Source organism: Curtobacterium citreum, assembly GCF_006715175.1.
Taxonomy (GTDB): Bacteria; Actinomycetota; Actinomycetes; order Actinomycetales; family Microbacteriaceae; genus Curtobacterium; species Curtobacterium citreum.
In genome coordinates this window covers 1,392,960-1,415,508 of sequence record NZ_VFMQ01000001.1, presented here as the reverse complement: position 1 = coordinate 1,415,508, position 22,549 = coordinate 1,392,960, and the positions used below count along the sequence as shown (strand labels likewise).

Annotated in this window: 24 protein-coding genes, 1 tRNA gene and 1 pseudogene; 8 read left to right on the top strand and 18 right to left on the bottom strand. The window is 72.5% G+C overall.

Going from position 1 to position 22,549, the window contains the following annotated elements:
- The first annotated feature begins 5 nt into the window (after positions 1-5).
- Positions 6-2,132, top strand: coding sequence for a hypothetical protein (locus tag FB462_RS06800; protein WP_141860901.1), 2,127 nt, complete (start codon positions 6-8; stop codon positions 2,130-2,132).
- A gap of 98 nt (positions 2,133-2,230) precedes the next feature.
- Here FB462_RS06800 and FB462_RS06795 read toward each other — a convergent pair whose 3' ends face one another.
- The 4 genes and pseudogenes from FB462_RS06795 to FB462_RS06780 all read right to left on the bottom strand — a co-directional run bounded on the left by FB462_RS06795 (position 2,231) and on the right by FB462_RS06780 (position 4,838).
- Entirely contained in the window at positions 2,231-2,533 is a 303-nt protein-coding gene (locus tag FB462_RS06795; protein ID WP_229666829.1) for an ArsR/SmtB family transcription factor, read from the bottom strand.
- 81 nt (positions 2,534-2,614) lie between these two features.
- On the bottom strand, positions 2,615-2,770 hold the full coding sequence (locus FB462_RS06790) for a hypothetical protein (protein WP_058741442.1): 156 nt from the start codon (positions 2,768-2,770) through the stop codon (positions 2,615-2,617).
- A 119-nt stretch (positions 2,771-2,889) separates the two neighbouring features.
- Positions 2,890-3,168, bottom strand: a complete 279-nt coding sequence (locus FB462_RS17865) for a LacI family DNA-binding transcriptional regulator (RefSeq protein WP_114851506.1) — start codon at positions 3,166-3,168, stop codon at positions 2,890-2,892.
- Between the two features lie 150 nt (positions 3,169-3,318).
- Positions 3,319-4,838: pseudogene (locus FB462_RS06780) on the bottom strand (SulP family inorganic anion transporter).
- A 236-nt stretch (positions 4,839-5,074) separates the two neighbouring features.
- Here FB462_RS06780 and FB462_RS06775 point away from each other — a divergent pair.
- Positions 5,075-5,464, top strand: coding sequence for a MerR family transcriptional regulator (locus FB462_RS06775; RefSeq protein ID WP_141860899.1), 390 nt, complete (start codon positions 5,075-5,077; stop codon positions 5,462-5,464).
- Between the two features lie 149 nt (positions 5,465-5,613).
- Here FB462_RS06775 and FB462_RS06770 read toward each other — a convergent pair whose 3' ends face one another.
- The 7 genes from FB462_RS06770 to FB462_RS06740 form a co-directional block, all read right to left on the bottom strand.
- Positions 5,614-5,913: a metal-sensitive transcriptional regulator gene (locus tag FB462_RS06770; RefSeq protein WP_058741446.1), complete on the bottom strand. Its 300-nt coding sequence runs from the start codon at positions 5,911-5,913 to the stop codon at positions 5,614-5,616.
- A complete protein-coding gene (locus FB462_RS06765; protein ID WP_141860897.1) occupies positions 5,910-6,209 on the bottom strand; it encodes a rhodanese-like domain-containing protein in 300 nt (99 codons plus the stop codon). Before FB462_RS06765 ends, FB462_RS06770 begins: the two co-directional genes overlap by 4 nt.
- 42 nt (positions 6,210-6,251) lie before the next feature.
- Complete coding sequence (locus FB462_RS06760; RefSeq protein WP_141860895.1) at positions 6,252-7,886, bottom strand: FAD-dependent oxidoreductase; 1,635 nt, start codon at positions 7,884-7,886, stop codon at positions 6,252-6,254.
- 296 nt (positions 7,887-8,182) lie between these two features.
- On the bottom strand, positions 8,183-8,782 hold the full coding sequence (locus FB462_RS06755; RefSeq protein ID WP_141860893.1) for a DUF305 domain-containing protein: 600 nt from the start codon (positions 8,780-8,782) through the stop codon (positions 8,183-8,185).
- Positions 8,783-8,887: 105 nt separating this feature from the next.
- On the bottom strand, positions 8,888-9,343 hold the full coding sequence (locus FB462_RS06750; protein ID WP_141860891.1) for a hypothetical protein: 456 nt from the start codon (positions 9,341-9,343) through the stop codon (positions 8,888-8,890).
- A gap of 84 nt (positions 9,344-9,427) precedes the next feature.
- The gene (locus tag FB462_RS06745; protein ID WP_373286853.1) at positions 9,428-10,294 is read right to left on the bottom strand and encodes a cation diffusion facilitator family transporter; all 867 of its coding nucleotides are present in this window, start codon (positions 10,292-10,294) and stop codon (positions 9,428-9,430) included.
- A gap of 167 nt (positions 10,295-10,461) precedes the next feature.
- The gene (locus tag FB462_RS06740) at positions 10,462-10,824 is read right to left on the bottom strand and encodes an ArsR/SmtB family transcription factor (protein ID WP_141860887.1); all 363 of its coding nucleotides are present in this window, start codon (positions 10,822-10,824) and stop codon (positions 10,462-10,464) included.
- A gap of 70 nt (positions 10,825-10,894) precedes the next feature.
- On the opposite strand from FB462_RS06740, the gene FB462_RS06735 reads away from it, so the two are divergent.
- Complete coding sequence (locus tag FB462_RS06735; protein ID WP_141860885.1) at positions 10,895-11,338, top strand: hypothetical protein; 444 nt, start codon at positions 10,895-10,897, stop codon at positions 11,336-11,338.
- Positions 11,339-11,487: 149 nt separating this feature from the next.
- Here the strand turns inward: FB462_RS06735 and FB462_RS06730 are convergent, their stop codons facing one another.
- Complete coding sequence (locus FB462_RS06730; RefSeq protein WP_141860883.1) at positions 11,488-12,087, bottom strand: DUF2625 family protein; 600 nt, start codon at positions 12,085-12,087, stop codon at positions 11,488-11,490.
- A gap of 86 nt (positions 12,088-12,173) precedes the next feature.
- Between FB462_RS06730 and FB462_RS06725 the strand changes: the two genes are divergently transcribed.
- Entirely contained in the window at positions 12,174-12,578 is a 405-nt protein-coding gene (locus FB462_RS06725) for a DUF4259 domain-containing protein (protein ID WP_058741454.1), read from the top strand.
- Positions 12,579-12,742: 164 nt separating this feature from the next.
- On the opposite strand, the gene FB462_RS06720 is transcribed toward FB462_RS06725, so the two are convergent.
- From FB462_RS06720 to FB462_RS06710, 3 genes are all read right to left on the bottom strand, one after another.
- A tRNA-Pro gene (locus FB462_RS06720) sits at positions 12,743-12,816 on the bottom strand.
- Positions 12,817-12,984: 168 nt separating this feature from the next.
- Positions 12,985-13,566, bottom strand: a complete 582-nt coding sequence (locus FB462_RS06715; protein WP_141860881.1) for a DUF2238 domain-containing protein — start codon at positions 13,564-13,566, stop codon at positions 12,985-12,987.
- A complete protein-coding gene (locus FB462_RS06710; protein WP_141860879.1) occupies positions 13,563-14,393 on the bottom strand; it encodes an endonuclease/exonuclease/phosphatase family protein in 831 nt (276 codons plus the stop codon). The genes FB462_RS06715 and FB462_RS06710 overlap by 4 nt, the downstream gene beginning before the upstream one ends.
- 127 nt (positions 14,394-14,520) lie before the next feature.
- Between FB462_RS06710 and FB462_RS06705 the strand changes: the two genes are divergently transcribed.
- The 3 genes from FB462_RS06705 (at position 14,521) to FB462_RS06695 (ending at position 19,039) form a co-directional block, all read left to right on the top strand.
- Entirely contained in the window at positions 14,521-15,261 is a 741-nt protein-coding gene (locus tag FB462_RS06705; RefSeq protein WP_141860876.1) for an SGNH/GDSL hydrolase family protein, read from the top strand.
- A gap of 56 nt (positions 15,262-15,317) precedes the next feature.
- Positions 15,318-16,829 (top strand): hypothetical protein, encoded by a 1,512-nt coding sequence (locus FB462_RS06700; protein ID WP_141860874.1) that lies wholly within the window; start codon positions 15,318-15,320, stop codon positions 16,827-16,829.
- 77 nt (positions 16,830-16,906) lie between these two features.
- Complete coding sequence (locus tag FB462_RS06695) at positions 16,907-19,039, top strand: RecQ family ATP-dependent DNA helicase (protein WP_167510033.1); 2,133 nt, start codon at positions 16,907-16,909, stop codon at positions 19,037-19,039.
- Between the two features lie 72 nt (positions 19,040-19,111).
- Here the strand turns inward: FB462_RS06695 and FB462_RS06690 are convergent, their stop codons facing one another.
- Together FB462_RS06690 and FB462_RS06685 are read right to left on the bottom strand one after the other, a co-directional pair.
- Positions 19,112-19,981 carry an oxidoreductase gene (locus FB462_RS06690; protein ID WP_141860872.1) on the bottom strand — a complete coding sequence of 290 codons (870 nt, stop codon included), beginning with the start codon at positions 19,979-19,981 and terminating at the stop codon, positions 19,112-19,114.
- A gap of 112 nt (positions 19,982-20,093) precedes the next feature.
- Complete coding sequence (locus FB462_RS06685) at positions 20,094-20,981, bottom strand: oxidoreductase (protein ID WP_141860870.1); 888 nt, start codon at positions 20,979-20,981, stop codon at positions 20,094-20,096.
- A gap of 101 nt (positions 20,982-21,082) precedes the next feature.
- Between FB462_RS06685 and FB462_RS06680 the strand changes: the two genes are divergently transcribed.
- Positions 21,083-21,934, top strand: a complete 852-nt coding sequence (locus tag FB462_RS06680; protein ID WP_141860868.1) for a helix-turn-helix domain-containing protein — start codon at positions 21,083-21,085, stop codon at positions 21,932-21,934.
- A gap of 44 nt (positions 21,935-21,978) precedes the next feature.
- Here the strand turns inward: FB462_RS06680 and FB462_RS06675 are convergent, their stop codons facing one another.
- Complete coding sequence (locus FB462_RS06675; protein ID WP_141860866.1) at positions 21,979-22,452, bottom strand: hypothetical protein; 474 nt, start codon at positions 22,450-22,452, stop codon at positions 21,979-21,981.
- Positions 22,453-22,549 lie beyond the last annotated feature (97 nt).

Genomic DNA, 22,549 nt, shown 5'->3' with positions numbered 1-22,549 from the left:
GCCGGATGACGCATCGTCGCGCGAACCGCAGCGACCGCATCGCCGTCGTCGTCGGCATCGTCGTCGCCGGGCTCCTCGGCATCGGCGTGACCGTCCCCGCGATCGCCGCGGACAGCGCGCCGCTCGCCCGGGCAGCCGGCGTCGAGGTGGTCGACATCGACGGCGGCTCCTTGATCGACCCGACCCCGACCGCCGCCTGGCACGACGGACCCGCGGCGACGGCGGACGCAGCCGGCACCGGTGACGTCCTCAAGCTGAACACCACCCGGACGTCCGGCCTGCACGTCAGCGCTGGGCCAGACGGCGCGGAAGCGACCATCGCTTCGGGGACCTTCACACTCCGGGACCGGCCCGCGGTCACCTTCACCGACCTGCGCGCCACCTGCAGCCCCGACGGCGAACAGACCGTGACGTTCGGCCACCTCGCGATCGGCGGGACCGACGTCACCGCCGCCGCCAGCGGTCACCTCGGATGGAGCACCGATCTGCCGCCGTCGGTGTACGGCGCGACGAAGGTCCTCGTCGGCAGCACCACGACGGACGGTGACGGGTCCAGCACCACGGTCGGGCTCCGCATCGAGGCCGAGGCCGGCGCGTCGGAGATCTGGCGGATCAGGGCCGGGTCGGTGACCTGCGCCGGTGCCGCAGCCTGGCCGACACCGACACCGACACCGACACCGGGCGGTGGGTCCGGAGCGCCCGGCGGATCCGGAACAGCGGCCGGCCGGTCCGTCAGCGGCGTGACGGTCACCGCGCCGGACGGCACGGTCCTGATCGACGGGCAGCCCGCCGTCCGCGGCACCGGAACACGGACCGTCGCCACGGCACGGGCATCGGACGGCTCACCCTCCGTCGCGACGGGGGTCACCGTCTCGTCCGACGACGCGGGCGGCTCGGACGTCGCGGTGTCGTCCTTCCAGCAGCTCCCGGGAGCACCTACCGACCCGCTCGCGGAGTACCGGTGGACAGCGCTGCGGATCGCCGGGCTGCACGCACACGTCGACACGTCGGGCGCGATGACCGTGACTTTCGACGACACCGCCGACGCGGTGTTCGCGAACGGCATCTGGGTCAACACCTCCACCGACGTCTACACGGGTCTCGCCCCGGGCGGCACCCCGCGCGTGCGCATCGACTTCGGGGAGCGCGTCCGACACGACGACGGCAGCGTGACCCTCACCGCGCTGCACTACCGCGACCTCACCGGCGAGTACCCCGACGTCCGCCTCGGCGTCGTGTCGATCCCGGCGCAGCACAGCGGTGGGACCATCCCGACGCCCACCCCGACCCCCACGTCGACTCCGACCGCCACTCCTGGTGAGGGCGGAGTCGGAACGTGGTCGGCGTACGGTGTCCGGACGACCGGCCCGAGCGACGTCTCTCCGCGGCCCCTCGTGGGCCCCGCGGCCGGGACAGCGGCCACCGACTCCACGACCGCGGTCGTCGGCGACGGCACCCTCGGGCAGGTCAGCGCCAGCGACGCCGAGGTGCACTCGACGCGGGACCGCGGCGAGGCCCGCCTGGCACACCTGGTCCTCTACCCCGGGACACGGGCAGCCGTCGACCTCCGCGACGTCCACGTCGTCGTCACGCCGTCCGCCACCGTCGTCACCACCGCCGGCGGGTCGGTGGCCGGGACCCGTGTCGCCGCCGGCGCCGTGGCGGCCGGGACGAGGATCACGGTCCCGGGCGGCACCGGGACCTTCGTCCTGAACGACCAGCAGACCGGCCCCCGGTCCCTGTCGGTCCGCGCACTGCGGTTCACCGACGTGGCCGGGCTCGGAGCGGACGTCACGGCCGCGGTCGTGACCACCGAGCACGTCCGCGCCGACCCAGGCGGTACGCCGGGGAGCGGCGGGTCGAGCGGCGGGTCGAGCGGCGGGTCGAGCGGCGGGTCGAGCGGCGGGTCGAGCGGCGGGTCGAGCGGCGGTGGTCCGGCGGGCGGAGCCGACCGGTCACCCGGCGCGCTGAGCGGCGACGGATCGAGTCCCACCGGGACCAGCGGGTCCCGCGCCCGCGGACTCGCCTTCACCGGCGCCTCCGTCGGTGCGGGCACGATCGCCGCCGCAGTGCTCCTCGGCGCCGGTGGCCTCGTTCTCACCGTGCGACACCGGCGGCGGCGCGCTCGATGAGCGGTCCGCACCGACCCCCGTGCGGACCGGACGCGCCGGTGCGCGGTGACCGGGAGAACCGCTCGTGGGTCCTGTCGCTGGCTGCTCCCCGACCCCGGTCACGAGAGCGGAACGTGCTCCTCGAGGGTGTGCGTCACGGCATCCGCCACGATGTGTGCGACGTGCGCGTCGGCCAGGGAGTACTCCGCCTCGCGACCGTGTCGGACCACCGCGACCAGCCCGGCAGCCCGGAGCGTCCGGAGGTGCTGGGACACGAGGGGCTGCGAGAGCCCAGCGGCCTCCGCGAGGCCCCCGACCGTCGTCGGGTGGTCCCGGAGCAGGCACAGCAGGTGCAGTCGCGACGCTGACGACAGGACCTTGAAGAGCTCGGCCGCAGGTTCGAGGTTCGCTCGGGGTGTCACACGGAAACAGTAGTCCGCGGACATGCGTCGCCACAGCACGGGCGCCCTCCCGGCCGGGAGAGCGCCCGTGCTGGAACCGGCTCAGTGCTCGTCGTAGTGTCCGTCGTGCTCGGCGTGCTTGTGACCGTCGTGCAGGTAGTCGACATGGTCGTCGTGCTGGACGGCTTCGTGGCCGCAGTCAGCCGCGTGCTGGTGTTCGGCGATGGTGTGCTCGGCGTGGGTCTCGGTGCCTGCCATGGGGTCCTCCTGTGTGTGTGACGACGGCGTGGTGCCATTGAACTCGACACATGCATCGATTGCAATGCTTTCATGTGAGAGCTCGACAAGCTCGTGACACAGGGACCCGCGCGCCTCGATCAACGGCGCTGCTCAGCGGAGGCGTCGTCGTGCTGCTGCGGGGCGTCGAGCCCGTCGCACACCCACGCGAGCGCGTCGTCGGCCGCGTGGATCCGCCGTCGGCGTGCGAGTGCCGCAGCATGGTCGTCGCGCACGTACCCGAGCGCGTGGACCGCCTGCTGGACGCGAGCCCTCGTGGTGGGTCGGACGTTGGTCGCGCCGTTGAGGACGCGGGACACGGTCTGGTGGGACACGTGCGCCGCGGCGGCGACGTCGTGGATGGTCGGTGGTCTCGTCACTGCTGGCTCCTCGCGAGGGATCGTGTGCGAGCACCGCCGGTCGACGACGCGACGGCGCCCGCCGCGAGGCCGGCGGATCAGGAACCGGCCTCGCTGCTCCGCCCGTTCAGTCGGTGCCCTAGAGGTGGGGCCGGGCGGAGGTCTGTGAGTTCAGTGACCCGAGCCGAGGTTCCCGGCGAGGCGACCGTGGAAGGCCTGGCTGGCGTCGTTCATGCCGCGGATCTCGACCCGCTTGCCGTGCTGGTGGTACTTCGTCTCGATCGAGTCGAGCGCGGCGACGGTGGAGGCGTCCCACACGTGCGACTTCGTCATGTCGATGATCACGAGCTCGGGGTCGCCGGAGTAGTCGAACTGGGTGGTGAGGTCGTTGGAGGAGGCGAAGAACAGCTCACCCTCGACCGCGTAGAGCGCGTGCTGTTCACCGTTCGGGAGCGTCTCGATGCTCCGCGAGACGTTGGTGAAGTGGGAGACGCGGCGGGCGAAGACGATCATCGCGGCGATGACACCGATGATGACGCCGATGGCGAGGTTGTCGGTGGCGACGACGATCACGACGGTGAGGACCATCACGATCGTCTCGCCGACGGGCATCCGCTTGAGGGTGGAGGGCGTGATGCTGTGCCAGTCGAAGGTGCCGACGGAGACCATCACCATGACGGCGACGAGGGCTGCCATCGGGATGATCGCGACGACGTCACCGAGCCCGACCACGAGGACGAGCAGGAACACGCCGGACAGGAACGTCGAGATGCGGGTGCGGGCGCCGGAGGCCTCGACGTTGATCATCGTCTGGCCGATCATCGCGCAGCCGCCCATCCCGCCGAACAGGCCGGAGGCGATGTTCGCGACACCCTGCCCGAGGGCCTCACGGGTCTTGCGGGAGCTGGTGTCGGTGACCTCGTCGACGAGCTTCGCGGTCATCAGCGACTCGAGCAGCCCGACGAGGGCCATGGCGAGTGCGTAGGGGGCGATGATCGTGAGCGTCTCGAGGTTCACCGGGACGTTCGGGATGAAGAGCGTCGGGAGGCTGTCGGGCAGCTTGCCCTCGTCGCCGACGGTCGGGACGGCGATCGACGCGAACACGGTGACCAGGGTCAGGACGACGATCGCGACCAGGGGTGCGGGGATGGCCTTCGTGAGTCGCGGCAGCAGGACGATGATCGCGATGCCGGCGGCGGCGATCGGCCAGACCAGCCAGGAGACGCCGATGATGTTCGGCAGCTGCGCGGTGAAGATCAGGATCGCGAGCGCGTTGACGAACCCGACCATCACGGACCGGGGCACGAACCGCATCAGCTTCGCCGCACCGAGCCCGCCGAGGACGAGCTGGAAGATCCCGCCGAGGAGGACGGTCGCTATCAGGTGGTCGAGGCCGTGCTCCTTCATCACGGGGCGACGACGAGGGCGATGGCTCCGGTGGCACCGGTGATCATTGCTGCGCGGCCGCCGACGAACGAGATGACGACAGCCATCACGAACGCCGAGAACAGCCCGACGCGGGGGTCGACGCCGGCGATGATCGAGAACGAGATCGCCTCAGGGATCAGGGCGAGGGCGACGACGAGGCCGGCGAGGACCTCGCGGAGCAGGATCTTCGGGTTCCGCAGTGCGGACAGGACGGTGGGACTCGGATGTGCCTGGACGGGCACGGACTGCGTGACGGTCGTCACGGTTCTCCTTCGGATGAGGGGTGCGGGCGCTGCGCCCGCGAGAGCTGTTCGTGGGGCGCGTCATCGCGCAGGGCCGGCGGCGTCGGAGCGTCCGACCGGTCCCGACTCTTCCGTTGCGGAAAGGTTGGAACGTCCCAACCTTACCGCGACGGAAGGGTTGCTGCGCAAGGGGGTGCTGCGCGCCGCCGGGCACTACGCTCTCCAGGACGCACCACGGCCAGGGGAAGGCACGCACGATGACGGACGACCCGGCACCGACGACGATGCACATCGGCGAGCTCGCCGACCGCACCGGCCTGTCGAACCGCACGATCCGCCACTACGACGAGGTCGGGCTCCTGCGCCCGTCCGGCCGCACCGAGGGAGGCTTCCGCCTCTACACGGAGACCGACCTCGCGCGCCTGCTCATCATCCGACGCATGAAGCCCCTCGGATTCACGCTCGACCAGATGGCCGATCTCCTCGCGGTCGTCGACGCGCTCGCGGTCACCGCGGACGCCACCGAGCGGGCTCGTCTCCGGACACAGCTCGACGAGTACGTCCGCGACACCGAGGAGCGGCGCGCTCGGCTGGAACAGCACCTGGCCATGGCCGACGAGTTCCTCGGCATCCTCCGCAGTCGGTAGCGGTCCCGAGCGGCGCCGCGCGCCGCGCCGTCGAGCGGCCGCCTGCTGGCTCGCGTTGGTGGTGATCCCACCACCACCGGACGAGAGGCACGGTGCCGGCTGACACCGTGCCTCCCGTCCGTCCGTGGCCACGTCGGGGCGGACGCCCGTCAGGCGAGGGTGAGGAAGAGCTTCTCGAGTTCGTCGACGGTCAGCCGCTCGGGGGTTTCCTGCCCGCCTGCCTCCGGCGCATCCGTGATGCACTCACGCATGGCGGTGGAGATGATCGCGAAGCCGGCGCGGTCGATGGCGCTGCTGACCGCGGCGAGCTGGGTCACGACGTCGCGGCAGTCGCCGCCGCCCTCCACCGCGGCGATGACCGCCGCGAGCTGGCCCTGGGCGCGCTTGAGCCGGTTCGCGACCTTCCGGACGGCGGCCCCGTCGTGCAGGGAACGGTCCGCGCCGCTCATGCCACGTCCACCGGGTGTCCTGCTGCCCGCCAGGAAGCGGTGCCGCCGGCGACGTCGACCGCGGCGAACCCGGCTGCGGTCAGCACCTCGGTGGCCCGGGCACTGCGGCCACCGGACTGGCAGACGACGTGGACCGGCGCACCGGTCGGGATCTCACCGAGGCGGTCGCCGAGCTGCGCGAGGGGGATGTTCGCGGCGCCGGGCACGTGGCCGGCGCGGTACTCGTCCGGTTCCCGGACATCGATGACGTGCGCGCCGGGTGTCGCGGCGAGTTGGTCGACGGTGATCTGCTGCATGGTCTCTCCAGTCTGGTGCGTGGCGGTCGGGAGCACGTCGGGTCAGGCGGCGGCGGTTCCCGCGGTCCAGGTCGCGTAGCCACCGTCGAGGTTGCGGACGTCGTACCCGAGCTGCGTGAGGAGTCGGGCGGCGGTGTGGCCGCGCTGGCCGACCTGGCAGTGCACGACGACGGGCCCGTCGGGGAGTTCTCCGAGACGGAGGCGGAGCTCGTCGAGCGGGAGGTTCACCGAGCCTGGGATCGCGCCGGCGGCGTGCTCGGCGGGGCTGCGGACGTCGACCAGCACCACACCGTCGTCCCGCGCGGCGGCGAGTTCGTGCCACTGCACGGTGCGGGTGGCACCGGTGGCGGTGTTCTCCGCGACGTAGCCGAGCATGTTGACCGGGTCCTTCGCGGATCCGTACTGGGGTGCGTACGCCAGCTCGAGCTGGGACAGCGCCGTCGCGGTCAGTCCTGCGGCCATCGCCACGGCGATCACGTCGATCCGCTTGTCGACCCCTTCGCCACCGACGATCTGCGCACCGAGGATCCGATCGGTCGCCGGGTCGACGAGGAGCTTCATCGCCATGGACTCCGCGCCCGGGTAGTAGGCGGCGTGCGATGCCGGGTGTGTGTGCACGACGCGGTGGGGCCGTCCCGCCGCGACGAGTCGGCGTTCACTCCAGCCCACGAGCGCGAGCGTCGTCCCGAGCAGGCCCAGGATCGCGGTGCCGAGGGCGGGGACGGCGTCCTCGGGTTCGGTACCGGCGATGTCGTCCGCGGCGGCGCGGCCGTGCCGGTTCGCGAGTCCGGCCATCGTCACCAGGGTGGGAGCACCGTCGAGCTGATCCAGTTTCTCGACGCCGTCGCCGACCGCCCAGACGTGCGGCTGCGAGGTACGGTGGCGTCCGTCGACCGCGATCCCGCCGGTCGGACCGACGGCGATGCCCGCGGCGTCGGCGAGCGAGCGGTCCGGCCGGACACCACTGGCCTCGACGACGAGCACCGTGTCGATGCTCCTGCCGTCGCTGAGGTGGACGCGCCCCGGCTCTGCCCCGGTGACCGTCGCCCCGAGCCTGACGTCGACGCCGGCACGCCGGAGGGTGCGCAGGACCGGCGCGGCCATCTCGGGGTCGAGCGGCGACAGCACCTGTCGGCCGCGGGAGACCAGGGTCACCTGCGCACCGCGCGCACGGAGGTTCTCGACGGCCTCGAGCCCGACGAACCCGGCGCCGACGACGACCACTCGGGGTTCGGGCCCCGCCTGCTCGAGGACCGCGAGGATACGGTCGACGTCCTCGACGCTCCGGAGCGTGTGCGTGGGGACGTGCTCCGCAGACGGACCCGGCGAGGCCGTGGCGCCGGTCGCGAGCACCAGCTCGTCGTACGCCTCGATCCGCTCGGCGCCCGTCGTGAGGTCACGGACCGTGACGGTCCGTGCCGTCGGGTCGATCGAGACCACCTCGTGGCGCACGCAGACGTCGAGGGCGAACCTGCTGGCCAGCGACTCCGGCGACTGGAGCAGCAGCGACGACCGCTCCGGGATCACCCCACCCACGTGGTACGGCAGGCCGCAGTTGGCGAACGACACGTGCGTGCCCCGCTCGGACACCGTGATCTGCCGGGCCTCGTCGAGGCGTCGGAGCCTCGTCGCGGTGCTCATGCCCGCCGCCACACCACCGATGATGATCGTCCTCATGTCGAGAAAGATACCCCCGGGGGTATATTCCTGCAAGTGGTCGCGCTCGCGACCACGTCGAGACGGATGGAGTGACGATGTGCCGACAGGTGACCTGCAGGACGTGCGGGAAGACGACGTGGGCGGGGTGCGGGCAGCACGTCGACCAGGTGATGCGCGGGGTGCCACGACAGGACCGTTGCGCGGGCCACGAACGGCAGCAGTCCGGCGGCGGGATCTTCGCTCGGCTCTTCGGGCGATGACGGGACGGCGTGGATCACGGCGTGCCGGTCGGCCCGCCGCGATCCACGCCGGGATCACATCGCCGCGAGCATGTCCTGCATCCGGGTGATCTGCTCGGTCTGACTCGACACGATCGACCTCGCCATCGCGACCGCCTCGGCGTTCCGGCCCTCGTCGACCTCGGCCTTCGCCATCTCGACGGCGCCCTCGTGGTGCTGGATCATCTGCTCGAGGAACAGCTTCCCGGCGTCCTGCGCAGACGCCTGGTCGAGGTCGGTCATGTCGGAATCGGACATCGTCCCGGACATGGCGTACCCCGTCCCGGAGTGCTTCGACGCGGTGGGCGCACCCCATGCCCGGAGCCAGCTGGTGAGCTGCTCGATCTCCGGCGACTGTTCGGTCTTGATCTGCTCCGCGAGGGCAGCGACGTCCGGATCGACGCCGTCACCCTTCGCGAGGAGCATGTCGCTCATCTCGACGGCCTGCTCGTGGTGCGGCAGCATCATCTGCGCGAACGTCACGTCATGGTCGTCGTGCGCCGACGCGGCCGGCGTCGACGACGAGGACGAACCGGCCTCGGAGCGGGTGTTGCTGGTGGAGCACCCGGCGAGGGTGAGGCCCAGGGTCAGCGCGGCGGCGATCGCGAAGGTGCGTGTGGTCGTGGTGGTGTGCATGGTCTTCCGTTCCCGTGGATGCGTCAGGTGTTCCGGGCAGGCGGACGCCTCCCGGATCCGGGCACGCGGGAGCCACCCTCCGCGGGTGGGGTCCCGCAGGGCGGATCAGATCCGGATGACCTGCAACGCCGTGGGTGACGGTGGTCTCAGTGCCGCCATGCGGCGTGGCTGCCGGCCGGCCAGCGCGAGCAGCCGCGACAGCAGTGCGAGGACGCCGCCGGTCCGTGCGCGCAGCAGCACCCACGTGAACAGCGTGATCGTCAGCGCGCAGGCCATCCCCATCAGGGAGCACATCAGTGCGCACAGGCCACCGTCGCAGCCGGCGTCGGCGAGGACGGTCATCATCGCGGTCTGGGGCGCCGCGTGCTCGCCGTGCTCGGCGGTCGCGACGTGGCCGTGCTCGGCGGTGGCCATCGGAGCAGCCGTCGAGTGCTCGTGGGCCGCGGTGTGCCCGGCCATCGAGTGCATCAGGACCGTGAACCCGACCAGCAGCAGGAGTGCGAGCGTCGCCGTGGTCTGCAGCAGCAGCCGGCGACGCGGGGAGGCGGTGGTGGTGAGCATCAGTCTTCCGAGCGGACGGATCGGGCGCGCGCTCCCATGGTGCGGCACGACCGCGGGCTGCGGCAACCCACCGTCAGATCATGGTCACCGGTGCTGCACGTGGACGGCGGGCGTGACGGTGAACTCGTCGACGTTGCCCATCACCTCGTGCACGTGTTCGGCAGCGTGCTCCGCGATGTGCTCGGCGTCGTGCAGGGAGGACGCCGTGACCTCGACGGTGGCGGACCCGGTGAGCCGGTGCCCGACCCAGCGCAGCCTGATGTCCCGGACGGCTTCGACACCGGGAGTGTGCTCCAGCGCGTGCTCTGCCCTGCCGAGGAGCGCGGGATCGATGGCGTCCATGAGCCGGGCACCGATCGACTTCACGGTCCCCCAGAGGAGCACCATGATCGAGACGGCGATGAGCAGGCCGATGATCGGGTCGGCGATCGGGAACCCGAGGAGCACGCCGATCGCGCCGAGGACGACCGACAGTGACGTGAACCCGTCGAGACGAGCGTGCACCCCGTCGGCGACCAGAGCGGCTGAGCCGATCTTCCGGCCGACGCGGATGCGGTAGATCGCGACCGCTTCGTTGCCGGCGAAGCCGATGAGACCGGCGGCGACGAGCAGCCACGGGTTCTCGATCGGTCGCGGGGTGATGAACCGGTCGATGGCCTGCCACCCTGCGACGACGGCAGAGAGAGCGACGACGAACACGATGAACATGCCCGCGAGGTCTTCCGCGCGGCCGTAGCCGTAGGTGTAGCGGCGGTTCGCGGCCCGCCGGCCGACGACGAACGCGATCCACAGCGGCACCGCGGTCAGGGCGTCGGCGAAGTTGTGGATCGTGTCGGCGAGCAGCGCGATCGATCCGGTGAACGCGACGATCACCGCCTGCAGGACCGTGGTGGCGAGGAGGACGAACAGGCTGGTCTTCAGGGCGCGGACGCCGGCGGTGCTGGCCTCCATCGCGTCGTCGATCGAGTCCGCGGAGTCGTGCGCGTGCGGGACGAACAGGTCGTGGAGGAACCCCTTCACCCCGCCGTGCGGATGCGAGTGGCCGTCCCCACCGTGGTCGTGGTCGTGATCGTGATCGTGGTCGTGTCCGGCGTGGGCCACCGTGCGGTCGTGCCCGCTCATGCGCTCCCCCGCTCTCCACGGTGGTGGTGCGCGGACCCGACGACGTGCTCGGCCTGCTTCACGGCGTCGACCACCAGCTCCGATGCGTGCTCGTCGGTCAGGCGGTAGTAGACCGTGGTCCCGTCGCGACGTGTGGACACCATCCGCGCGAGACGGAGCTTGGCCAGGTGCTGCGACACCCCGGCGGCGCTCTTGTCGACGACCTCGGCCAACCGGGTGACGGACAGCTCCCCGGCGCCGCGCAGCGCGAGGATGATCTTCACGCGGGTGGCGTCGGCGAGCATCGCGAACACCTCGGCGGCGAGCTCGACGTACTCGGACTCCGGGCTCAATCCGCAGGGTTGCTTGTCTACGTGCACACGCAGATAGTACACAATGGTGACCGCTCTGGAGCCGGAGGCCCCGGAGGCGAGCCCGTATCCTCGCGGCGTGACCGATCACCTGTGGCACCAGCGCGACCCGATGCAGGCGAGCGGTCCGGCCGGGGCGGGACGGACGTCCGCCGGCTGGTTCGCGCTGGCCCTCGTGCTGGTCTGGTCAGCAGCGATGGCACTCGCGCTGTCGGTCGCGAACAGTGTGTCTGCGGCGGACCTCGCCAGCACCGCGGTGCCGCGGCATCCGCTGGACGACCCTCCCGTACCGGTCGCGCGAGCAGAGTTCCTCGTCGGGCTCATCGGCATCACGGCGCTGCCGAGCGCGCTCGTCGTCATCGGCCTCGGGTACCGAGGCGTCGTCCGGGGCTGGGTGGCGGGGCACCGCGTCGGGTGGGTCGCCCTGTGCATCGGTGCGCTCGGCCTGCTCCCGGCGCTCCTCGCGACCATCTTCGGCGTGGTGATCTGCGTGTTCGACGGCGAGGCGCTCACGGCTGGGTGACACCGCGTCGGCCTCGGCCAGCGACGGCACAGGGCGGACGGGAGGCGCGGTGCCAGCTGGCACCGTGCCTCCCGTCCGCCCTGTGGTCGGCCGCTCGGGCAGCTCGCTCCACACGAGCACCTCCGGCCATGAGCCGACGCGCCCTCGGCTCAGCCAACGGGCCAGCGATCGCCGACGAGCTCCGTCATGGGCACGTCCCGTCGACTGCTGCGCTCTGGGTCCTTGCCCTCCGCCGTGAACAGCGGCGGGTACAGCGACATGCCGCGGTCCAGCGTGAGTGCAGCGACCTCCTCGCGCCACCCGTTCCACCGGAACGGCTCGGAGAACTGGCCGATCGCATCGGAGAGCATCGCCGCCAGGAACTGGCTGTGCGGGATCTCGAGGTCCTCCCACTCGAGGCTGTCCGGCGCGAAGTAGTGCACGCTGCCGTCACCTGCGCCGAGCGCACCGCCGTCGAGTGCGAACACCCCACCGAGGACGTCGAACGCGACGACGCAGAACCCGGAGGACCGGTCGTTGGCGTCGACGACGGACGCGAGGCCTGAACCTGGTCCGCCGAGCAGCCGGAGCCAGCCGTGGTCCACAGTGACACCGCCGGTGTGCGCCACCAGCGCGCCGAGGAACGACCGCTCCGTGAGACCGAGGGAGTCGAGGTCCTCGCTCGACCCGCCCGGCAGGACCTGTGCCGTCGGTGCAGCAGCGAGCATGTCGGTCAGTTCCGGCCACGCGTCCTGTGCAGCGTTCGTCATGGGAGCGATCGTCCCACGACCCGCGCGGAGCGGTGACCCTCGGCCCGGATGGCCCCTCTGCACGGTTGTCGTCCTACGCTGGGCCCGTGGGGACGTGGAGCGCAGAACCGGTCGGGAACGACGACGCGGCCGACTTCGTCGCGGAACTCGACGGTCAGCAGCGGTGGACGGTCGTCAAGCGGGCCCTCGCCCGAGCAGAGCGAGCCGGAGAAGGACTCGACAGTGACGACGCCGCCGTCGCCGTGGCTGCGGCAGAGGTCGTCGCGCACGGACTCGGTCGACCGTCGCAGACCGACGCGTACACCGAGGACATCCAGGACTTCGTCGGCCGCGCACGCAGACCGAGCCGCCGTCTCGCGGACCGGGCGCTCCGTGCAGTGGCGATCGCCGCGCACCCCGACGGCGAACTCGCCGAGCTGTGGGCCGAGACCGGGACGACCGAGTGGCGGGACTCGATCGACCGCCTGGTCGCGAACCTCACGAAGCGCTGACGGCGCAGCCGAACGAGCGAGCCACCGCGGTCGCGTGGTCGGCTCCACGGAGGAGACGGAACCGAACCACATCTTCCTGCGAACAACGAAGGACTCGGGGGCCGCGGCCGCAGCGCACACGACGAAAGCCCCGACGGAACCTGCGTTCCGTCGGGGCTTCTCGGTCGGGCTGACAGGATTTGAACCTGCGACCCCTTGACCCCCAGTCAAGTGCGCTACCAAGCTGCGCCACAGCCCGTGAGTCCTGACGGACCCGGACCCCCGAGTGGGACCCACCGCCGCGTCCGACCGGAGCGCGAGCAGCCCGTCAAGCATAGCGGACGCCGGACCCCCTCCGCGCCACGGCGCGTCGCACCGAAGCCCACCACGCGTCCCGCCGAGGCCCACCACCCACGGCACCCCACCGTCACCGCCGCCGGACGACCTCCCGCGACGCCGCCAGCCACGGCAGCGCGAACCCGACGAGCAGCCCGCCGAGCCCGTCCGCCGCCAGGTCCCCGATCGTGTCGTCGTAGCCGACGAAGATCGCCGAGTCGACGTAGTTGTGCCCGAGCCACTCGCACATCTCCCACACGGCCCCGATCGCGAGCCCCGCGCAGAACACCAGGAGCGCCACGGCCACCCGGCCCGCATCCGGGGCGTGCGGCACGAGCTGCAGGTCGGCGGCGATCACCGCGAGCAGCGCCGCCAGGAGCCCGGTCAGCACGACGTGCACGACCTTGTCCCACAGGAACACCGACGTGTACCACTCGAGCGCGCTCGACCACCCCGCGAGCAGCACGAGCAGGCAGACGGCCAGGTCGAACGCGGGCCGCAGCCCGAGTGCGCGCGGCACGACGACGCCGAACAGCGCGAGGGCCATCACCGCGAACGAGGTGCTCCCCCACCCGACGGCGGCGACCGGCACGCTGACGAGCGTCGCGAGCCGCACCACGTCGGCGACGGTGAAGCGCGGCCGCAGGAACGTCGGTCCGAGCGTCGCGATCACGACGCCCACCGCACGACGGCGTGCACGGCCGCGTGGTCGGACGGCCAGACCCCGCCGGGCCTGCGCACGGACACGGCTGCCCGCTCGACGACGGCGTCCTCGGTCACGAGCACCCCGTCGATGCGCCGGCCCCCGACACGCGGACTCCGGTAGTGCGGGTACGTCCCCCACTCCTCGCCGACCAGCCGGGAGGCACGGGGCACGCTGTCGACGACCCCCGCCTCCGCCAGGGCTCGCCACGGCCCGGAGCCCGCAGGGCAGTTCCAGTCCGCCATCACGACGGCCGGCAGGCCACGCTGGCGAACGATCCGGCCGAGGAGCTCCGCCTGCCGCAGGCGCGCCCACGGGGACGCGACGTCGAGGTGCGTCGCGACGGCGAGGAACACGGTGCCGGTCGTGCGGTCCTCGAGGACCGCACCGACGGCGTGCCGCGGGAACGCGGTCGCCCACGAACGCGACCCGGGTCGCGACGGCGTGCGGGAGAGCGCCCAGGTGCGCCGCTCGACGACCCGGACCCGCTCCTGATCGAGCAGCAGGCCGACGGCCTCGCCGCCCCCGCGCGCGCCGCGGCCGACGACGACGGGTTCCCAACGCGACCCGAGACGCGACGTGAGGTCCGCGGTCTGCGTGGGCAGCGCCTCCTGGACGGCCAGGACGGTGGGCGCTTCGGAGGTGACGAGCGCGACCACGGCGTCCCGGCGCCGCTCCCACGCGTCCGGGTGGGTCGGCGGTCGCAGGACGCGCCGCCGCAGGTTCAGCGTCATGCAGTGCACGGCGGGAGCCGGGACCGGTCCGATGGTGGGCTGGTCGTCCGGCGGGGCCTGCATGCACCCTGTCTACGAGACGACACCTGTCGGCTTCCCAGGTCGCGCTCCCCATGCCCCAGCCATGAAGCGTCCAGCAGTCGGCACAGAGACCGGACAGCGACCGCTCCGGCGACCTACAGTCGAACGCATGCCCTCGACCCGTCCGCTCCTCGCCGCTGCGCTCGTCGCGGTCGTCGCCGGCGTCGGCGTCCTCGGTTGGCACGCCGCCGTGGGACACGAGTCCGTCGCCTCCGCCGCCCGCGCCACCGCCTCCGCCAGCCCGACCCCGAGCGCGTCGCCCACGCCGACCCCGCCGTCCTTCACGGTGGACAGCGACGTCGTGACGATCGGCGACTCGATCATGGCCGGCTACGGGCTCGACGACTCCGCGGACGCATGGCCGTCCCTCATCGGCGAGCAGACCGGCGCGGTCGTGGCGAACGACTCGTGCAGCGGCGCCGGGTTCATCTCCGTCGGCGACTGCGGAACGGACTATGCGGGGCTGATCCAGGGCGCCGTGTCCGCGAAGCCCGAGCTCGTGGTGATCCAGTCGTCGGACAACGACCTCGGCGAGGACCCGACCGCCCTCGCGACGGCCACGATGCAGACCGTGACGCAGCTGCACCAGGCGCTGCCCGACGCGAAGATCGTCGGGTTCAGCACGCTGTGGGACCAGCCGGGCGACGTCCCGGACGAGGTGGCGCAGAGCAGCACCGACCTGCAGCAGGCGCTCGCGACCGTCGGTGGGACGTACATCGACGTCGGCCAGCCGATCGCCGGGCACGCCGACTGGCTGCAGGACGACAGCGAGCACCCGACGGTCGCCGGGCAGCAGCAGCTCGCGGCGGCGTTCCTCGCCGACCTGGAGCGCGCCGGCTTCCACCTCTGAACCGAGCGCTGACCGGACGTCCAGGTCGCGCGCGTGGCCCCCGTTAGGGTGGCCCGATGCGTTCCGGTCGTCCCCTCCGTCCCCTGCTCGCACTCGTCGTCTCCGGGCTCCTGCTCGGTGCCGCCGGGTGCACGGCGGACGCAGCAGACCGGACGGCGACCGAGCTGACCCGTCCCGCCGCCGACGCCGTGCGGGTCGCGGCGTCCGATGACCCCACGACCCGGTCCGTCCAGGTGAGCCGCGCCCTCTTCGCGCACGCACGGGGCGCGGTCGTGGCGCCCGCGGGCGACGAGCGTGCGGTCGCCACGGCGACGAGCGCCGCCCGTCGGGCGAACGTGCCGCTGCTGGTGGCGCCGTCCTCGAAGGGTTCGGCTGCGGAGGACGACGGCTCCTCGCGGGGCGACGCGGCCGTCGCCGCGGAGCTCGAGCGGCTCGGCGCGGACTGGTACCAGGCCGAGGGCGACGTGTCGGTCGACACCGACGTGCCGGAGCGGGACGCACCGGACGCGGGCGACGCTGCGGCGGTGGGGCGTGCCTCCCGTCCGGCGACCGTCGTCGTGGCGGACCGCCGGTCGGACGCGCCCGCCGTGGCGACGGCGGAGGCGGCCGGCGCGCACGTGGTCGTGCTGCCCGCGGGGGTGACCGACCCCGCGGCGGCGCCGGACGTCGTGTCGACGCTGCACGAGCGCGCGGGGCACCCGACGGTGTTCGCCGGTGCGACGTTCCGCGCTTTGTCGGACCCGGGGTGGACGGTGCGGGCCGCGCAGGGTGGTTGGCAACTGCCGCACGGCGGGCAGCGGCCGTTCGACGGGCACCGCTGGACGGCGCTGTACGGGGCACCGGGCGCGCCGGTGCTCGGGGTCCTCGGTGAGCAGGACCCGACGGCGACGGTGCAGCGGGCGGAGCAGCTCGCGGCGTCGTACGACGGCCTCGGCGACGAGCCGGTCTCGCCCGCGCTCGAGGTCATCGCGACCGTCGCGGCCGGCGACCCCGGCGCGGACGGGGACTACTCGCGCGAGCTCCCGGTCGCGACGCTGCAACCGTACGTCGACGCCGCGCGGCGGGCGGGGATGCCCGTGGTGCTCGACCTGCAGCCCGGGCGCTCGGACTTCCTGTCGCAGGCGAAGCGGTACGAGTCGTTGCTGCGGGAGCCGAACGTGTGGCTCGCGCTCGACCCGGAGTGGCGGCTCGGGCCGGACCAGGTGCCGCTCCGGCAGATCGGGAGCGTCTCGGCGGACGAGGTCGACCGGGTGTCGTCGTGGCTCGCCGGACTCGTCCGCCAGCACGACCTGCCGCCGAAGGCCCTGGTCCTGCACCAGTTCCGGCTGTCGATGATCCAGGACCGGGCGTCGCTGACCCTTCACCCCGAGCTCGACCTGCTCGTGCACGTCGACGGGCAGGGGTCGCAGCCGGACAAGCAGGCGACGTGGAAGGCGCTCCACCAGGACGCGCCGGCGGGGGTGCACTGGGGCTGGAAGAACTTCATCGACGAGGACACGCCCATGCTCACCCCGGAGCAGACGATGGCGGACGTGACGCCGACGCCGTCGCTCATCACCTACCAGTAGCGGGTCGCGTCGCCGGGTTGTCCACAGCCGGGAGGATCGGGGCCGGTTCCGTCGGTCGGTGCTGACAGCATGGGGGCATGGACACGACCACCGCGCAGCCGTCCGCCGCGATCGCCGCCGAGGCACAGGAGGCCCTCGTCGCCCTGACCGGCCGGCCGGACGCGGACTTCCACCCCGGCCAGCTCGAGGCGATCTCGGCCCTGGTCGAGCACCGGCAGCGTGCGCTCGTCGTACAGCGCACCGGGTGGGGCAAGTCCGCCGTGTACTTCCTCGCCACGCTGCTGCTCCGGCGGCGGGGCGGTGGGCCGACCGTGCTCGTGTCGCCCCTGCTGGCGCTCATGCGCGACCAGGTCGCCGCGGCCGCCCGGGCCGGGGTGCGCGCGGTGTCGATCAACTCCGCGAACGCGCACGAGTGGGCGGACACGCAGGCCGCCCTCGCCCGGGACGAGGTCGACGTGCTCCTCGTGTCGCCGGAGCGGCTCAACAACCCGCGGTTCCGCGACGAGCAGCTCCCGACACTCGTGGCGCGGATGGGGATGCTCGTGGTGGACGAGGCGCACTGCATCTCGGACTGGGGCCACGACTTCCGGCCGGACTACCGACGGCTCGCGGAGCTCATCCGGTCGCTGCCGCACGGGGTGCCCGTCCTCGCCACGACCGCCACCGCGAACGAGCGCGTGGTCGAGGACGTCGCCGAGCAGCTCACCGCGGGTCCTGCCGACCCGGTGTTCACCATCCGAGGGTCGCTCGCCCGTGCGTCGCTCCGGCTCGGGGTCCTGACGCTGCCGGACGCCCGACAGCGGCTCGGGTGGTTGCTCGCGCACCTCGCCGAGCTGCCCGGGAGCGGGATCGTCTACACGCTCACGGTCTCCGGGGCCGAGGACATCGCGCGGCTCCTGCGCGAGAACGGGTACGCCGTCCGTGCGTACACGGGGCGCACCGACAACGAGGAGCGCGAGCAGCTCGAGCAGCAGCTCAAGGCCAACGAGCTCAAGGCCCTCGTCGCGACCAGCGCCCTCGGGATGGGCTTCGACAAGCCGGACCTCGGGTTCGTCGTGCACGTCGGGGCGCCGTCCTCCCCCGTGGCGTACTACCAGCAGATCGGTCGCGCTGGACGTGCGACCGACAACGCCGACGTCCTGCTCCTGCCCGGGCGCGAGGACCAGGAGATCTGGCAGTACTTCGCCAGCGCGTCCATGCCGACCGAGTCCCGCGCCGCCGCGGTGCTCGACGCCCTGTCCACCGACACCGCGATGTCCACCGTCGCGCTCGAGGGGCTGGTCGACGTCAAGCGGTCCACGCTCGAACTCCTGCTCAAGGTGCTCGACGTCGACGGAGCCGTCCGCCGCGTCGCCGGGGGCTGGGTGTCCACCGGCGAGCCGTGGCAGTACGACGCCGCCCGGTACGAGCGCGTCGCGGCCGCCCGTGCAGCGGAGGCGTCCTCGATGCTCGCGTACGAGTCGACCACGGCGTGCCGGATGCAGCTGCTGCAGCAGGACCTCGACGACCCGTCGGCCGAGCCGTGCGGTCGGTGCGACAACTGCGCCGGCGTCTGGTACCCGACCGCGGTCTCGGACTCCGACACCTCCGGTGCTGCCGCCGCCCTCGACCGGGTCGGGGTCGAGGTCACACCGCGCGCCCAGTGGCCGTCGGGCATGTCGGCGCTCGGCGTCCCGGTGAAGGGGCGGATCCCAGCAGGCGACCTCGTGGAGCCGGGTCGGGCCATCGCCCGGCTGACGGACCTCGGGTGGGGCGGCCCCCTGCGCACGCTCTTCGCGCCGTCGACACCGGACGGGCCCGTGTCGAAGGCGCTCGTCGACGGGTGCGTCCGGGCGCTCAAGGACTGGCCGTGGGCCGAGCGGCCGACCGGTGTGGTCGCGATGTCGTCGCGGTCGCGGCCGGAGCTCGTGGCGTCGCTCGCGCAGGCGCTGTCGACGATCGGTCGCCTGCGGTTCCTCGGCACGCTCGGGCGGAGCGGGGGCGAGCCGCGCGGGGACGGTGCGACGAACAGCGCGTACCGGTTGGCCGGGGTCTGGGACACCTTCGTGGTCGACCCCGAGCTCGCGGCGGCGCTGCAGGCGCACGAGGGGCCGGTGCTTCTCGTGGACGACCTGGTGGACAGCCGGTGGACGGTGACGGTCGCGGGGCGGGAGCTCCGGCGGGCGGGGGCGGACGCCGTGCTGCCGTTCGCGCTCGCCACGGTCGCCTGACACCGGGCTCGGTCGGCCGGGCTCGGCCGGTCGGGCTCCGGCGGTCGGGCTCTGGCAGTCGGGCTCTGGCGGTCAGGCTGCGGCGATCGCGTCGAGTTCGGCGAGTGCGTCCGACGGCAGGGTGATGCCTGCGCCGGCGACGTTCGCGCGGAGGTGCTCCACCGACGACGTCCCGGGGATCAGCAGGATGTTCGGCGAGCGCTGCAGCAGCCACGCGAGCGCCACCGACAGCTGCGACTCCCCCAGACGCTCGGCGACGGCGTCGAGCGCGCCGGACTGGATCGGCGAGAAGCCGCCGAGCGGGAAGTAGGGCACGAAGGCGATCCCCTCAGCCGCGGTCAGGTCGACCAGGTCGTCGTCCGCCCGCTGCGCCACGTTGTACATGTTCTGCACGCAGACGACGGGCGCGATCCGGAGCGCCTCGAGGAGCTGCGCGGCGGTGACGGTCGACAGGCCGAGGTGCCGGATCAGCCCCTGCCGGCGGAGTTCTGCGAGCGCTTCGAACTGCGGAGCGATGCTCCCGGCCTCCGGGGCGTCGAACCCGCCCACCCGGAGGTTCACGACGTCGAGCTGCTCGAGCCCGAGCCGCTCGAGGTTCGCGTGCACGTCCTCGACCAGCTGCTCGGGCTTCCGCGCCGGCGGCCACTGCCCCTTCGCGTTCCGCCGCGACCCGACCTTCGTCACGATGTGCAGGTCGTCCGCGTACGGGTGCAGTGCTTCGCGGATGATCTCGTTCGTGACGTGCGGGCCGTAGAAGTCCGCCGTGTCGATGTGGGTGATGCCGAGCTCGACCGCCGTGCGGAGCACGCGCACGGCCTCGTCCCGGTCGGCCGGCGGCCCGAACACCTGCGGTCCGGCGAGCTGCATGGCGCCGTACCCGAACCGGGTGACCTCGAGGTCGCCGAGGTCGTACGTGCCGCCGGGGAGCGTGTCGTTCGTCATGCCTCGACGATGCTCCTCGCTCCCCGGTCCTGCCCGCGCGCCAGCCGCTTCCCCGACCGTCCGTGCGCGGACGGGTGCCGAGTGTGGCAGCCGTCCCCGCACGGTCGTCCGGTCACGCAGTCGGGTCCGGTGCCGAACCGATGGCGTCGAGCTCGGCCACGGCGTCCTCGGGCAGCACGAAACCGGCGGAGGCGACGTTGTCCCGCAGGTGTGCGACCGAGGACGTCCCCGGGATGAGCAGGATGTTCGGCGAGCGCTGCAGCAGCCACGACAGGGCGACGGTCAGGCGGGACACCCCGAGCCGCGAGGCCACGGCGTCGAGGGCACCCGACTGCAACGGCGTGAACCCGCCGAGCGGGAAGTAGGGCACGTACGCGATGCCCTTCGCCGCCGTCAGGTCCACGAGGGCGTCGTCCTCGCGCCGGGCGACGTTGTACATGTTCTGGACGCAGACGATCGGCGTGATCGCCTGCGCCTCGGCGAGTTGGTCGGCGTCGACGGTCGACAGCCCGACGTGCCGGATCAGCCCCTGCTGCTGGAGCGCCGCGAGCGCCTCGACCTGCGGTGCGATCGAACCGGGCTCGGGGGCGTCGAATCCGCCCATGCGCAGGTTGACGACGTCGAGCCGGTCGACGCCCAGGTGCCGCAGGTTGTCGTGCACCTGCTCGACGAGTTCCTGCGGGGACCGGGCGTGCGGCCAGCCGCCCTGCTCGTCACGCCGGGCACCCACCTTCGTCACGATCCGCAGGTCCTCCGGGTAGGGCGACAGCGCCTCGCGGATGAGTTCGTTGGTCACGTGCGGGCCGTAGAAGTCCGACGTGTCGATGTGCGTGATGCCGAGGTCGACGACCGTGCGGAGGACCCGGACCGCCTCGTCGTGGTCGGCGGGCGGTCCGAAGACCCCGGGACCCGCGAGCTGCATCGCGCCGTAGCCGAGGCGGGTCAGGTCGAGGTCGTCTGCGAGTCGGTAGCTGCCACCGGGGAGCGTGTCGTTCGTCATGTCTCCACCCTCGTCGGTGCGCACCGCGCTGCCCAGGTCCGCGTCGACCCTGGGACCACGGGGACCAGGATCACCACCGGCGACGCTCGTACGATCGAGGCATGACCGACGACCGGCGCCTCGGCGAGTACCTCCGGGCTCGACGCGAACTCGTCCGCCCGGAGGACGTCGGCATCCGCGTGACCGGCCCGCGTCGGACACCGGGGCTCCGCCGGGAGGAGGTCGCGACGCTCGCCGGGATCAGCGCCGACTACTACCTGCGACTCGAGCAGGGGCGCGACCGGAACCCGTCGCCCCAGGTGCTCGAGGCCGTGGCAAGCGTGTTCGGGCTCGACGATGCGGCGACCGCGTACCTGCTCGCCCTCGCCTGCGTCCGTCCGACCGCCCGCGCGCAGCGGTCGACCCTGGGCCGGGGCCGGGTCCCGACGGGGACGCTGCAGTTCCTCGAGGTCGTCGGCCTCCCGGCGTTCGTCGAGGACCGCGCCTTCGACGTCCTCGCCGCGAACGCCCTCGCGACCGAACTCGACCCGGGGATCCGCGCGGGCGAGAACCGGCTGCGCACGATGTTCCTCGACCCGGCGGCGACTGCGCGGTACCCCGACTGGGAGCGGCAGATGGCCGGGATGGTCGCGGCCTTCCGGGCCTCGATCGGCCCGGACGTCGACGATCCCTCGGTGGTGCGGCTCGTCGGGGAGCTCTCGCTCGGCAGCGAGGCGTTCCGGCGGCTCTGGGCGCGACACGACGTCCGCGCGCCGAGCGGGGCCGCGGTGCGGATGTGGCACCCCGAGGTCGGCGACCTCGAGCTCCGACGCGAGAAGCTCGGCGTCGGTGGGACGGACGGACAGCTGCTCGTCGTGCACCACGCCGAACCGGGGTCGGCGTCGGCGCACGCCCTGGCGCTGCTCGGCAGTCTGGCTGCCAGTCACACCGGCCCGGGCGACGGGGTCGAGTAGCGGGACCGCGTCAGCCCCACGAAGCTGCACGAAGACGAACGACATCAGCGAGATCCTCCTGGCCACCGCCCGAAGTGATCCTCGAGCGCATCGCTCGGGATCAAGACGAGCTCCTTCAGCTCCTCCGTCGAAGTGGCGTAGGCGCTCCCCGACCAGCCCTGCTGCTCGGCGACCTCCCCGATCACCAGCTGCGGCTTCGTCCGGAGACGGATGAACACTCCTGTGTCAGGCTCGACGTCGCCGACTGACCAACCGAGCCGGGCCACGCGCTCGATGATCCCGGGAACGGCTGCGCTGTCGTGCACCGATCCTTCGATGGATACCTCGTGGCGCTTGTTCAGCCCCGACAACGTGTCCCCCTGTGTGATCGACGCGTCGGTCAGACCGTCGATCGATGCCAATCGTTCCTGCGCTTGTTCGAGCGACTGACCGGTGGAGCTGCTCGGTCTGCTCGACGAACGGTCCCACGGCACGGTTCCTGTCCGACCACAGCCGGACGACGCCATGAGTGCCAGCACTGCGATGAGCGTCCACGCCGTCCTCCGGACCGTCTTCACCGCGGCCCCCTCTGATCTCAACCGTCGGCCTCGACTCCTGTCTGCCGTCGAGACGTTC